The sequence below is a fragment of the Thalassospira sp. genome (assembly GCF_040218635.1).
Taxonomy (GTDB): domain Bacteria; phylum Pseudomonadota; class Alphaproteobacteria; order Rhodospirillales; family Thalassospiraceae; genus Thalassospira.
The window spans coordinates 62,576-76,597 of the sequence record NZ_JAVJRB010000011.1; the positions used below are offsets into that span (position 1 = coordinate 62,576).

The window sequence follows — 14,022 nt, forward strand, 5'->3', positions numbered from 1 at the left end:
CCCTTGGCAGAAGAAACATGCCCATTTCCCCCCGCCGCGCCAAAAAAAGCGCATCATTTGGCATCGAGTTCGGACACCTCCTCTGAACACACGCTGATACCTTCCTTGCAGTTCAACAAACAAGCTTGGCGCAAATGTGCCAGCCCGTTTCAAGGAGGTCCCGATGTCGGCACAATCAAAAGAACAGCGTTGCGTGTCATTGAGCCAGCTTGCCGATCTGCGGCTGCTGCGCGAACATGCCTATATTGATGGTCGCTGGTGTTCTGCCGATAACCTTCAGGTCATCGAAGTCACCAACCCGTTTGACGGAAGCTTCATCGGCACCGTGCCAAATATGGGAATTTTCGAAACCCGCAAGGCAATTTCTGCGGCCAAGGAAGCCTTCCCGGCATGGGCAGCCCTTCTGCCACAGGAACGTTCAAACGCGCTGCGTCGCTGGCATGATCTTCTGATCGAAAACAAGGAAGATCTCGCCCTTCTGATGACGTTGGAGCAGGGCAAACCCATCACGGAATCCCGTGGCGAAATTGATTACGCTGCTAGCTTCATCGATTTTTACGCCGAAGAAGCCAAACGGATGAATGTTGAAAACATCACATCCCACCTGCCCGGCCGCAATATGTCGGTTAAACGCGAACCGATTGGCGTAACCGCCGCAGTAACCCCATGGAATTTCCCATGTGCGATGATCACCCGCAAGGCCGCTGCGGCCTTGGCAGCGGGCTGCACCATGATTGTCCGCCCGGCGACCGAAACCCCGTTTTCGGCAACTGCCTTGGCCGAACTGGCCGAACGTGCGGGCATCCCGGCGGGCGTGTTTAACATCATCACCGGTGATCCGAACCCGGTGGTTGGCGAGCTGTGCGGCAACCCGATTGTCCGTGCACTGTCCTTTACCGGCTCGACCGAAGTCGGGCGTTTGCTTCTGTCGCAAGGGGCGCAGACCATCAAAAAAATGTCGATGGAACTGGGTGGTCATGCCCCGTTCATCGTCTTTGATGATGTCGATGTCGATGAAGCCGTCGCCCACGCGATGAACGCCAAATTTGCCACCAGTGGTCAGGACTGCCTTGCGGCAAACCGCATCTTTGTTCAAAGCGCTATCTATGATGAGTTCCTTGATAAATACGCCAAGGCCATAGGCGAGTTGCGCATTGGTAACGGGATAGAGGAACATGTTGAAATCGGCCCGCTGATGCATGACCGTGCCGTTGCCAAATGTGACGAGCATGTTTCCGATGCCCGTGCCAAAGGTGCGCGTGTTTTGACCGGCGGCAAAAAGATGGGCGGGTTGTTCTATGCCCCGACATTGCTTGCCGATGTCACCTGTGACATGCAAATCTACCGCGAAGAAACTTTTGGTCCGGTCGCCCCCGTCATGGCGTTTGATTTTGAACAAGACGTGATCAATCAGGCCAATGACAGCGAATATGGCCTTGCGGCCTATCTGTTTACCAAGGACCATGATCGCGCGAACCGCGTTTCAAACGCCCTTGAATACGGCATGGTTGCGCTCAACTGCGTGAAAATCACCGGCGCACCAATCCCGTTTGGCGGGGTCAAACAATCCGGCCTCGGGCGCGAAGGATCGCGCCACGGTCTCGAAGAATTCACTGAGCTTAAATATGTCTGCGCTGCGTTCAAACAGTAACGCGCGCATCTGATACCACCGCATTCACATGGGAGAAGAAAATGAATGTCATCAAAAACACCACGGCTGATCTACAGGAAATGGATCGGGCGCATTTCATGCATCCATCCACCCACATGCGTCAGCACGCCGCCGGCGAAACCCCGAACCGCATCATCAATGGCGGCAAGGGCATCTATATCCATGACACCGAAGGCAAAGAAAGCCTTGATGCGTTTGCCGGTCTTTACTGTGTGAATGTTGGCTATGGCCGTACCGAAATTGCCGATGCAATCTATGCACAAGCCAAAGAACTGGCCTATTACCACACCTATGTCGGGCACGGGAACGAGCCGGTCATTCGCCTGTCGGACCGCATCATCAAAAGCGCGCCCGAAGGCATGCAGCGCGTCTATTACGGCATGTCCGGATCGGATGCCAACGAAACCAACATCAAGCTGATCTGGTACTACAACAACATCCGTGGCCTGCCGCAGAAGAAAAAGATCATCTCGCGCTGGCGTGGTTATCACGGCTCGGGCATCATGACCGGCAGCCTGACCGGCTTAGCTGCCTTCCACAACGCGTTTGATCTGCCGCGTGCACCTGTTCTGCACACCACCTGCCCGCACCATTACTGGAATGCAGAGGCCGGTGAAACCGAAGCAGAATTCGCCAAACGTTGTGCTGATGACCTTGAAAAAATGATCCTGCGCGAAGGACCTGAAACCGTTGCCGCCTTCATCGGCGAGCCGGTCATGGGCACGGGCGGCATCATCACCCCGCCAGAAGGCTACTGGGCTGCCATTCAGGCGGTTCTGAAAAAGTATGACGTGCTTTTGGTTGCTGACGAAGTTGTCACCGCCTTTGGCCGTACCGGATCCTATTTCGGGTCCATGCATTACGACATGAAACCGGACCTGATCACGATTGCCAAGGGTGTCTCATCTGGCTACCTGCCGCTTTCGGGCGTGATTGTCGGTGAACGCGTCTGGAAAGTTCTGGAAGACGGATCGGACAAAATGGGCCCGATCGGCCATGGCTGGACCTATTCAGCCCATCCGGTCTGTGCCGCAGCCGCCAACGCCAACCTTGATATCGTTGATGGTGAAAACCTGACTGGGAACTCGGCTGAAACCGGGGGCTATATGCAGACCCGTCTGCGCGAAACCTTTAACGACCACCCGCTGGTTGGTGAAGCACGTGGCGTTGGCCTGATGGCCGCCCTTGAATTCGTTGCTGATAAAACCAAGAAAGAGCGTTTTGATCCGAACCTGAAAATCGGCCCGCGTGTTTCTGCCGCCTGTCTTGAGCGCGGCATGATTGCCCGTGCCATGCCGCATGGTGACATCCTTGGTTTTGCACCACCGCTGTGCATCACCAAGGCAGAAGTCGACAAAGTCATCGACATTGCCAAACAGGCTGTTGATGCGGTTGCTGATGAAGTTGCCGCAGGCAAATAAGCACGCCTGATCACCGCTATCCCCGCCGCGTCAAATCTTCTTCCTGACGCGGTGCACAACAGGGGCCGGGCCCATGACCGGCCCCTGTTTTCTATATCTGACCCGTCATGTGACTAGCAGGTCGTGTCAAAGGTATTCCCGGTCTTGGTCGAGGTCACATCACACGTCCCCTGAACACTTCCGTCCTTGCGGACTTCGATGACCAATGTGTCACCAGAAGGCGAGCTGTCCCAAAAGGACATGACCGTCAGGGTATATCCCTTAACCCCTTTGACCCCGTTGGTGATCATGGCATTTCCGGCATTGGTCAAAGCATCGCGCACCGTGACATTCTTGCCATCGGTTGATGCATCTTTCCATTCAGCACTGCTCAGCAAAACACCATTGGGCGAATAAACATCGGCCTTCACCGACGTCACAAACGCCGCCAAAAGCACTGCTGCGGTTAGCATCGCAGGCAAAAAGACACCCGATAGCATCCGTGAAAAATTGCAATATTTCACAGCGATTTCCTTTCAAGTCTGTTGTGTTTCCATCTGTCTGTTGATCAAACAGATGGTTCACGTCAGACGCAGACACCCCAACGGGTGTGAGAAGGAATACACCAACCAATCGGCATCATGACCATCATGCGCCCGCTTCGGATCAAACCCGCCAACTGACGTTTTCACACCCGAAACAAACAAAGCCCCCCGCAAGACTAACTTGCGGGGGGCTTGTCAATTCGTCCGGTTTATAAGGTTCTTAAACCTTACATCGCGGTGCCGAATTCCTTACGAAGTGCATCAAGAACTTCCTGGGTGTCGCCACCGACTTCATCGACAAGGCTTGCGCCAATGCCTTTGGAAGCTTCTTTAAAGGCCGCACGCTGTTCGTCGGTCAAACGGATGACCTCGATCTCGGGCTTTGCTTCCTTGATACGATCAAGGGCGGCTTCGTTTGCTTTGGTCTGTGCGTCATAGATGAAGTCATCCAGCTCGGCTTTGACTTCTGCAAGAAGCTCTTTACGCTCATCAGACAGACCGGCATAGAAATCAGCATTCGATACCACGGTGGTGGTGTATTGCTGCTGGCCAGCATAGATCAGATAATCGGTAACTTCGTAGAATTTTGCACTTTCAACGAAGAAGATCGGGTTGACCTGTGCGTCGATAACGCTGGTCTGAAGGCCCGAATAAACTTCACCCCACGGCAATGCAACCGGATCGGAACCAAATGATTTATAGGTTTCGATCAGGATCGGCGAGGTCATCACACGGAACTTAACACCGTCAAAGTCATCCGGTTTGGTGACTTCTTTTTTGGTGGTCCAGACCATTTCGCCTTCCGGATACATGGTATAAAGCTTCAAGCCTTTGGACTCGAAATCTTTGCCAAGACCGTCATAAATGGTCGGGCTGCCCGACAGAACTTTCTTGTTCACGTCGTTGTCTTGCGACAGCAGGTAAGGAACACCAAAGACCTGAATTTCAGGCACAAAGGTTCCAAGGTGGCCCGGTGACGCATTCGAGAACTGAACCGCACCCGCAGCCGTCAATTCGGTAATGTCGTTTTCCGTACCAAGCTGGCCATAGGTGTAAATGGTCACAGTCACATCGCCGTCGGTCTTCTCTTCGACCAGACGTTTGAATTCCTGAGCATACAGATCCTGAACATCACCCGGGCTTTCTTCGTGGGCGAATTTCCATTCTTCAGCATGGGCAGCGGTTCCCGCTACTGCAAACAGGGCGGCGGCAGACAGAGTCGCCTTAAAGAGTTTGTTCAAACTCATATCGAAGTCTCCCTTATTATTACGCGCAACGACCGAGTTTGGGCCCGGAATCGAGGCGTTTGGTTGGCACATCAATTTCATGAACGCCCAAAGTGTTGAAATGTTCCTGTATCAGGTCAATGCCGATTTTGTTTCATGACAAAATAACAATCACACCTACACATTAACCCGGAGGGCATGTTAGGCTTCGGCAAAACACGAGGGGGTAGAAACCGAACCATGTGGTTGCCAGAGATCGATCTAAGCGGCGAGACCGGGCCAAAATACAAGGCACTGGTCGAAGCGATTATCACCGATATCGAGTCGGGACGTCTGCGCCATGATGTCCGTATGCCAACCCATCGGGAACTGGCATATCGCCTTAAAGTCAGCGTCCAGACTGTCAGTGCGGCCTATAAGGAAGTCGAACGTCAGGGCTATCTTCGATCCGAAAGACGGCGCGGAACGTTCGTGCAGGCCCGCCTGACCGACCGGGCATCGACCTTCATCCTCGATAACCGCCAACCTGATCTGATTGACCTGTCCATCGTGCGCGCGGCCTATACCGATTATCACAATGACCTGTCGCGCCAGATGCATGTCAAACTCGCCGAAGACCCCCATCATGGCTGGATGGAAAGCTGCCGTCCGGTTGCCGGGCTTGAATATCACCGCGAAATTGGCTGTAACTGGTTGGCAGGCATGGGGGTTGATGTCGCCATCCCCAATCTCCTGATCACCAATGGCGCCGCCCAAGGCGTCTTCACCGCCCTTTCCACCATCGTTCAACCCGATGACGTGGTCCTGACCGAAAGCCTGACCGATCATGGCGTGATTGGCACGGCCAGCATCCTGCGGTTCAAGCTTGGCGCACTTCCCACCGATGACGAAGGCATCATCCCCGAAGCCTTCGAAGCCGAATGCCGCCACCGTCAGGTGCGCGCTCTTGTCGTCACACCGATTTTCACCAATCCTACCAACTGCTTGATGGGGTTGGAGCGCCGCAAAAAGATCGCCGAGATCGCCGAACATTACGGCGTTTACGTCATCGAGGATGATGTTTATCGCCCGCTTCTTGAACAAAACCTGCCACCAATTACCAGTTTCCTGCCAAAACTTGGCTTCCACGTTTCAAGCCTGACCAAGATTGTCATGCCCGGTCTGCGCACCGGGTTTTTGACCGTTCCGCAGCACCTTTCGATCCGCGCCAGCAGTGTGCTGCGCGTCACCGGATGGATGGGGACTCCATTGATGGCAGAGATCGGCGCACGCTGGATTTCGGATGGAACCGTCGATCAGGCCGTAACAGTCCAGCGCGCCCTGATGCGCGAAAGACAGGCCCTTGTTGCCGAAGTTTTGGGTGACGCTGTAGTCCGCCACCACCCGACATCGCTCAGTGCGTGGGTGCGTATTCCCGAACATTGGCAGGAAGAATGGTTTGCATCAGAACTGCGCAAAAATGGCGTGGCTGTTACGATTTCCGACCCGTTCATGACGGTAAAAGTACCCCGCCCCAATGCCATTCGCATCTGCCTTGGCGGGGCGCCAGATACACGGACCACCCATCGCGGATTGATGCAGATCCGCCATACGATGGAACAGATGCCCGGTGTTCATGGCTTCGACGTGATGTATTGATTTTTGTGTCATGACAAAAATCTGATTGAACCGTTACAAAGCGTTTTTATTCTGGCCTATTAGGCGCGAAGCGAACGACACCCGTGTGGGAGGGAACCATTCACCGCACATAACGTTCTGCAACAATGTCTCGCACGCGCATCAAGGAGGTCGTATGTCAACTTCTAACGGGGAGACCCCCGCCTCGGGTGGTGGGGTGTTGGGCATTCTGAAACGGCTGGATGACGGATTATCCGTGGTCGAGCGTCAGCTTTTGGGGTGGAGCATTGTGATCATGGCGGTCAACACGGTTGCCAACGTGATTGCGCGTCTCGCATTCAGTTCGAGCATCTTCTTTTCCGAAGAGCTCAATCAGTTTCTGATTATTCTTGTGACTTTCGTCGGCATCAGCGAAGCAGCCCGCATGGGACGCCACATTCGCATGTCGGCCTTTACCGATATGCTTGGCCCCAAGGCCAGCAAAGTCATGATGATCATTATTACAACCGGCACCGCCTGCCTTCTGTTTTTACTGGCATGGTATTCCGTCGGTTATGTGTCGTCGTTGATTACGTCAAACCGACTGACACCGGCTTTGCGCATTCCATATTACTTTACCGTCCTCTGGGTTCCGTTCGGCCTGACCGTAACGGGCATTCAGTTCCTTCTCGCCGCAGCAACGAACATCTTCAAGCCGGGGACACATCTGTCCTACCGGGTAGAAGACACGTTCGAAGCCGACGACATTCACCTGTAAGGAGGACGCAATTATGGATCTTGGAACCACAATCCTTTTGGTGATGCTCGTCCTTCTGGTACTGGGCTTCCCCATGATGGTGCCGCTGGCAACCGCCAGTGTCGTCGCATTCGCTTTTTACATGCCGATCCCCGAACGCATTCTGATCCAGCAAATGGTCACCGGCATTTCGCCTGTCGCCCTGATTGCTGTGCCAATGTTTATCTTTGCCGCTGATATCGTGACAAAGGGCCACACAGCCAACCGGCTGATTGACCTTGCCATGACCTTTGTCGGGCATGTCCGGGGCGGCCTTGCGGTTACAACCGCCCTTGGTTGCACCATGTTTGGGGCCGTATCGGGTTCGACACAGGCAACTGTGGTTGCCATGGGCGGGCCGCTGCGTCCCAAAATGCTCAAGGCCGGCTACGAAGACAAATTCGCCATGGCATTGATCATTAATGCCAGCGACATCGCATTTTTGATCCCGCCCTCAATCGGCATGATCGTCTTTGGTGTTGTCGGCAAAGTCTCGATTGGCGAGCTGTTCCTGGCGGGTATTGGTCCGGGTATTCTCATCCTGATCATGTTCTCGCTGTACTGCATGTATTACGCCAAAAAGAACAACATCCCGACCATCCCGCGCATGACATGGGCCGAACGCGGCAAGGCCGTGATCAATGCCGGACCTGCGATCATGTTCCCGGTTCTGATTGTTGGCGGCATCTATCTGGGTTGGGTCAGCCCGACCGAGGTCGCAGCCGTTTCCGTGGTTTATGCGATCATCCTTGAAGTACTGATTTTCAAGTCGGTCAAATGGTCAGAACTGCTTGATATCGCCAGATCGACAGGTTTGATCACCGCCGTTGTGTTTATTCTGGTCGGGGCGGGCACGACATTCTCGTTCGTGATTTCCTTTGCCCAGATTCCGCAACACGTGATCGGTACCCTTGGCCTAGAAGGGGCAAACGAATACATCATTCTGGCGGCAATCTGCGCCGCGTTCTTCATCGGCTGTATGTTTGTCGATCCGATTGTTGTCATTCTGGTTCTGACCCCGATCTTTATGCCGTTGGTCCATGCTGCCGGACTTAATCCGGTTCTGGTCGGGACACTGGTCACCCTGCAAGTTGCCATCGGGTCGGCGACACCGCCATTCGGGTGCGACATCTTTACAGCCATCGCGATCTTCCGGCGACCCTATGCCGAGGTCATTCGCGGAACGCCGCCCTTTATCATCATGCTGTTGCTCGCAGCGGTGATTCTGGTCTTCGTCCCGCAAATCGCTTTGTTCCTGCCTGAACTTGCCTTCCACTAAGTTGGATTAAGTCAGCAGAACCGGGTTCGCCCGATATTCGATAACCACAGAAACCGGGGGTGGTCTTTCCAATCTGGATAAAGACCGCCCCCGACTTGGAGTTCAGGATGATGTCCGTATCCCCGACGGTCACGCCAGAGCCGGTAAACCTGCCCTATTTTCCTGATCCTGTCGGACCAGCAGGAAAGATCGGCTTGATTACACTGGCAACCGACTTCAACAGCGAGGATGACCTGCGCGGTATCCTGCCCGGTGACGTGCGCCTGTTCACCACCCGCATTGAAAATGCCAATCCGGTGACGGTCGAAAACCTGCGTTCTATGGCCGCGGACTTGCCGCGTGCCGCCCGCACCCTGATGCCGGGGTATGGCGTTGATGTCGTCATTTTTGGCTGCACATCGGGAACAGCCGTCACCGGGTCTGACAAAATAGCCGCCTTGATCAACGAAGGCATGCCCGGTGTCCATGTCACCAACCCGATGCTTGCAAGTACGCTGGCATTAAAGGCAGTCGGCGCGCAAAAAATCGCCATCGTTACCCCCTATCTTCCCGATGTCACCCAATCGGTCGCAGACGGTTTCGCCCAACAGGGGTTCGAGGCCACGCATCTTATGGGATTTGGTCTTGATAGTGATCAGGACATGACCGCCATCCCGCCCAAGGCCATTCTGGATGCTGCAATCAAGGCCGACACCAAAGATGCCGATGCGGTATTCATTTCCTGTACCGCCATCCGGTCCGCCGAAATCGCCGCCGAGGCTGAAAAACAATTGGGCAAGCCCGTGATCACCAGCAATCAGGCCTTGATCTGGCATGCACTTGGCCTGATCAAGTATGATAAACCGGTCAAAGGGTTCGGATGCCTGTTTGACCATGCCCCGCAACTCAAAGATCAAGTCGAGGTCCCATGAAAGATCCCATCACATTTGCTGATGTTCTTTCTGCCCGCAAAACCATTGCAGGGCACGTGATCCATACGCCACTGCGCCCGTCCACGGCCCTTTCCGATCGTGTCGGAAGCCCCGTCTGGCTGAAATGCGAACAACAACAATATACCGGAAGCTTCAAGCTCCGTGGTGCGGCCAACGCGGTTCTACGCCTGAGCGATGCGCAAAAGGCCAAAGGTGTCGTCGGTGTCTCGACCGGAAATTACGGTCGTGCATTGGCTTATGCTGCACGCAATGCCGGTGTTCGTTCTGTCATCTGCATGTCCGAACTGGTGCCCAAGAACAAGGTCGATGGCATCCGCGCCCAAGGTGCCGAAGTCCGCATCATCGGTCAGTCACAGGACGAGGCCCAGCAAGAAGTAGACCGTCTGGTAAAGCAGGACGGTATGACCATGCTGCCGCCGTTTGATCACGCCGACATTATTGCCGGTCAAGGAACCCTTGGCCTTGAAACCATCGAAGCCCTTCCAGATGTCGACACCCTTTTGGTTCCTTTATCGGGGGGTGGTCTTTTGGCCGGTGTTGCCCTTGTTGCGAAATCAATCAATCCCGCCATTCGCGTGGTCGGCATTTCGATGGAACGCGGCTGTGCCATGATCACAAGCCTGCAAGAAGGCAAACCGACAGCGGTCAAGGAACTGCCAACCCTTGCCGACAGTCTTGGCGGGGGCATTGGCGAAAACAACCAATACACATTTGATATGTGTGCCGATCTGACCGATGACTTTGTTCTGGTCAACGAAGCCCAGATCGCCGATGGCATTCGCGCCGCCTATCTTGATGACCAACAAGTGATCGAGGGATCCGGTGCCGTTGGCATTGCCGCCCTGCGCGCCGGTCTGGTCGATAATCCGGGTCGGACCGTGGTGTTGGCCACGGGGTGCAATATCGACATGGATTTACATAAACGCATTGTCGGCGGCGAAGACGTCGACCTGATGGCGGAGTAACCGATATGCCCAAAATCAGAATTCTGACCGAAAGCGATCTGCGCAAGGTTATCGACCTTGATATGGATGCGATTGCCTGTGTCGAAAATGCGTTTCTGGCCCTGGCGACCAAAGATGTCCGCATGCCGCCGATCCTGCGTTTGGATATTGACGATTATAATGGCGAGGTCGATGTCAAAACCGCTTATGTGCCGGGTCTGGATGGCTTTGCGATCAAGATCAGTCCGGGCTTCTTTGACAATCCCAAACTCGGCCTGCCATCGGTCAATGGCATGATGAACCTGTTTTCATCTAAAACCGGCATGCTCGAGGCCGTCTTGCTGGATAACGGCTTCCTGACCGATATCCGAACGGCTGCGGCCGGTGGTGTTGCCGCTGCCCATCTCGCCCGCAAAGATTCCAAACATGTCACAATCTATGGTGCGGGCGTTCAGGCATGCTTGCAGCTTAAAGCCATCACCCTGATCCGCGACATTGCGTCCGCCACCATCTGGGCACGTGACATTGGCAAGGCAGAAGCCTGCGCGAAAAAGGCCTCCCTTGAACTTGGCATTCCGGTCACGGCGACCAGTGATGGCAAGGATGCCTGTGCCAATGCAGATATCATCGTCACCACCACCCCGGCACGCGAACCGATCCTTATGGCCGACTGGGTCAAACCGGGTACGCATATCACCGCTATGGGATCAGATGCCGAACACAAAAACGAAATCGACCCTGCCCTGATCGGGCAGGCCGATCTTTATGTCAGCGACAGTCAGGCACAAACCAGCATCCTTGGCGAACTTCATCACGCCATTAATGCCGGAACCGTTGCCAAGGACGCGACATTCCCCGAACTTGGACAGATCATCGCCAAATCCAAATCTGGTCGAACTTCTGCTGATCAGATTACGGTGTGTGATTTGACCGGAACCGGTGTGCAAGACACCGCAATCGCCACCCTCGCCCAAAGCCGCTGCGACAAAGCAGCTGCCGGGGTCGAGATTATTTCGTAACAACAAAAGGAACATGGGTCAGAAAAGGACCTAGACTCACTAATGTGATGACCATGGCAACCGTTAGAGTTGCGAAATACGAGGAAAACTCCGCAGGGCGGGTTGGTGACCCGAACAAGGAGTTTAACGCTGGAGTTCGCAACTCTGGCGGTTGTCCTTCGGATTGTTCGGATTTGCACGGGCTGGTTTGTCGCAAAGCGTTGAAAGATCGTAATCTTCCTGCTGCTTTGCTTCGCCTATCCGCACAAATCCGAACAACCATTGTCGTCACATTAGTGAGTCTAGGTCCTTAACCCGCCTTTATCAGGAGGCCTGCGATGAGCCAGGTTGAATTAAATTTCACGCGCGAGGAATATGCCGAGCGTCTGGAGAAAACCAAAAAAGCCATGGTGGAAAAGGGCCTCGATCTTTTGATCGTGACCGATCCATCAAATATGGCCTGGCTGACCGGCTATGACGGCTGGTCCTTTTATGTCCATCAATGTGTGCTTGTGCCAATTGAAGATGACCCGATCTGGTTTGGGCGATCCCAAGACGCCAACGGCGCCAAACGCACCGTCTATATGCCCCATGATCGCATCATTCCCTATGCCGATTACTATGTGCAATCGACCACCCATCACCCGATGGATTACCTTTCCGAGGTGATTGAAAATCGTGGATGGGGCACGCGCAGAATCGGCGTGGAAATGGATAACTACTATTTCTCCGCCAAGGCCTTCCTGCAATTGCAGACCCATTTGCCCAATGCGAAATTTAACGATGCAACCGCGCTTGTGAACTGGCAACGTGCGGTAAAGTCCGAGACCGAGATTTTCTATATGCGTCAAGCCGCACGCATTGTCGAAAACATGCATGAACGTATTTTCGAAATCGTCGAACCGGGCATGAAGAAAAACGAACTGGTTGCCGAAATCTTCCGTACCGGCATCGCCGGTGTCGACGGGATCGGGGGCGATTATCCGGCGATTGTTCCGCTGTTGCCATCGGGTCCGGATGCCGGGGCACCGCATCTGACCTGGGATGAAAAACCCATCCCAGGTGATTCCGGTACGTTCTTTGAAATTGCCGGCTGTTACAAACGCTATCACGCACCCCTGTCGCGCACGATTTTCCTCGGCGATCCGGATCAGCGGTTCCTTGATGCTGAAAGTGCCCTGATCGAAGGCCTTCAGGCCGGTCTCGAAGCCGCCAAACCCGGCAATGTCTGCGAAGATATCGCCCTTGCCTTCTTTGGTGTTTTGCAAAAATTCGGCATCGAAAAAGACAGCCGTTGCGGTTACCCGATCGGGCTGTCCTACCCGCCAGACTGGGGCGAACGCACCATGAGCCTGCGCCCCGGTGATAAAACAGTTCTTGAACCGGGCATGACTTTCCACTTCATGCCGGGCCTCTGGTTTGATGACTGGGGGATCGAGATCACCGAAAGCATGATGATTACGGAAACCGGCAGCAAAACCCTGACCAGTTATCCACGGCAGTTGTTCGTCAAGAACTAGCCACCCTCAAAACCGCACCGATATGCTGCCCATTTAATATGGGCAGCATTCGGGCTCAGACGTCACCGCCCGGTAACGACGGTCGCGAAACCGGGAAAATGCAAGGATACGACCATGACAAAACCATCACCCATCAGCCCGACGATCCCGCTTGATCAGGACGGCGTTCATCACGGCTTTTTAAAGCTTCCCTATTCGCGCGATGATTCTGCGTGGGGGGCTGTGATGATCCCGATCACGGTCATTCGCAACGGCGATGGCCCCACCGCCCTTTTGACCGGCGGCAATCATGGCGATGAATATGAAGGCCTTGTGTCCCTGTTTAAACTGGCAGGATCGCTTACCCCGTCCGAAGTATCGGGCCGCGTGATCATTCTGCCTGCCATGAACTATCCGGCATTTCGCAATGCATCGCGGACTTCCCCAATTGATGCGGGCAATATGAACCGCTCCTATCCCGGCAAGCCTGATGGCACCGTGACCCAGAAAATTGCCGACTATGTGCTGCGTTTTCTGGTCCCCGAAGCCGACATTGTTCTCGATATCCATTCGGGTGGCAAAACGCTTGATTTCATTCCGTTCGCCGCCGCCCACGTCCTGCCCGACAAGGAACAGGAAGCCCGCTGTGTTGCGGCAATGAACGCCTTTGGCGCGCCCTATTCGATGATGATGCTCGAACTTGATGCGGTTGGCATGTTCGATACCGTTGTCGAAGAAGCTGGCAAAACCTTTGTCACCACCGAACTTGGCGGGGGTGGCTCAACCACCGCCGAACGGGTTGCGATTGCCGATCGCGGTGTGCGCAATATTTTGATCCATGCGGGTATTGTTGGCGGCGAACTTGACGTCGCACCGGATGGCACCACCATGCTTGATATGCCCGATGACACCTGCTTTGTCGCATCCGAGGCAACCGGGCTGTTTGAACCCTGTGTTGATCTGGGCGATATGGTTAAAAAGGGCGATCTGATCGCCCGCATCTATGATGTGGAGCGTACCGGATCCGTACCGCGTGAATATCATGCATCGCGTGATGGCATTGTTTCATGTCGCCATTTCCCCGGATTGATCAAAACCGGGGACTGTCTGGCCGTGATTGCAAAGGTGCTCTGAC

The 14,022-nt window shown here is 54.5% G+C and carries 12 protein-coding genes; 10 read left to right on the forward strand and 2 right to left on the reverse strand.

Annotated elements, in window-relative coordinates:
* The first annotated feature begins 163 nt into the window (after window positions 1-163).
* Together RIC05_RS11640 and RIC05_RS11645 are read left to right on the forward strand one after the other, a co-directional pair.
* Window positions 164-1,651: an NAD-dependent succinate-semialdehyde dehydrogenase gene (locus RIC05_RS11640; RefSeq protein WP_350048756.1), complete on the forward strand. Its 1,488-nt coding sequence runs from the start codon at window positions 164-166 to the stop codon at window positions 1,649-1,651.
* Window positions 1,652-1,692: 41 nt separating this feature from the next.
* Entirely contained in the window at window positions 1,693-3,093 is a 1,401-nt protein-coding gene (locus RIC05_RS11645) for an aspartate aminotransferase family protein (RefSeq protein ID WP_350048754.1), read from the forward strand.
* Window positions 3,094-3,206: 113 nt separating this feature from the next.
* Here RIC05_RS11645 and RIC05_RS11650 read toward each other — a convergent pair whose 3' ends face one another.
* Window positions 3,207-3,596, reverse strand: coding sequence for a hypothetical protein (locus tag RIC05_RS11650; RefSeq protein WP_350048752.1), 390 nt, complete (start codon window positions 3,594-3,596; stop codon window positions 3,207-3,209).
* A 248-nt stretch (window positions 3,597-3,844) separates the two neighbouring features.
* A complete protein-coding gene (locus RIC05_RS11655) occupies window positions 3,845-4,864 on the reverse strand; it encodes a TRAP transporter substrate-binding protein (RefSeq protein ID WP_350048750.1) in 1,020 nt (339 codons plus the stop codon).
* Between the two features lie 219 nt (window positions 4,865-5,083).
* On the opposite strand from RIC05_RS11655, the gene ehuR reads away from it, so the two are divergent.
* The 8 genes from ehuR (at window position 5,084) to doeB (ending at window position 14,021) form a co-directional block, all read left to right on the forward strand.
* Window positions 5,084-6,481 (forward strand): MocR-like ectoine utilization transcription factor EhuR, encoded by a 1,398-nt coding sequence (ehuR, locus tag RIC05_RS11660; protein WP_350048748.1) that lies wholly within the window; start codon window positions 5,084-5,086, stop codon window positions 6,479-6,481.
* A gap of 154 nt (window positions 6,482-6,635) precedes the next feature.
* A complete protein-coding gene (locus RIC05_RS11665) occupies window positions 6,636-7,217 on the forward strand; it encodes a TRAP transporter small permease (RefSeq protein ID WP_350044171.1) in 582 nt (193 codons plus the stop codon).
* Between the two features lie 13 nt (window positions 7,218-7,230).
* On the forward strand, window positions 7,231-8,514 hold the full coding sequence (locus RIC05_RS11670) for a TRAP transporter large permease (RefSeq protein ID WP_350044170.1): 1,284 nt from the start codon (window positions 7,231-7,233) through the stop codon (window positions 8,512-8,514).
* A gap of 107 nt (window positions 8,515-8,621) precedes the next feature.
* Entirely contained in the window at window positions 8,622-9,425 is an 804-nt protein-coding gene (locus tag RIC05_RS11675) for a maleate cis-trans isomerase family protein (RefSeq protein ID WP_350048746.1), read from the forward strand.
* Window positions 9,422-10,411, forward strand: a complete 990-nt coding sequence (eutB, locus tag RIC05_RS11680; protein WP_350048744.1) for a hydroxyectoine utilization dehydratase EutB — start codon at window positions 9,422-9,424, stop codon at window positions 10,409-10,411. The genes RIC05_RS11675 and eutB overlap by 4 nt, the downstream gene beginning before the upstream one ends.
* 5 nt (window positions 10,412-10,416) lie before the next feature.
* Window positions 10,417-11,409: an ectoine utilization protein EutC gene (gene eutC / locus RIC05_RS11685; RefSeq protein WP_350048742.1), complete on the forward strand. Its 993-nt coding sequence runs from the start codon at window positions 10,417-10,419 to the stop codon at window positions 11,407-11,409.
* 317 nt (window positions 11,410-11,726) lie between these two features.
* Window positions 11,727-12,908 carry an ectoine hydrolase DoeA gene (gene doeA, locus RIC05_RS11690; RefSeq protein WP_350048740.1) on the forward strand — a complete coding sequence of 394 codons (1,182 nt, stop codon included), beginning with the start codon at window positions 11,727-11,729 and terminating at the stop codon, window positions 12,906-12,908.
* A gap of 114 nt (window positions 12,909-13,022) precedes the next feature.
* Window positions 13,023-14,021, forward strand: coding sequence for a N(2)-acetyl-L-2,4-diaminobutanoate deacetylase DoeB (gene doeB, locus RIC05_RS11695; RefSeq protein WP_350048738.1), 999 nt, complete (start codon window positions 13,023-13,025; stop codon window positions 14,019-14,021).
* Window position 14,022 lies beyond the last annotated feature (1 nt).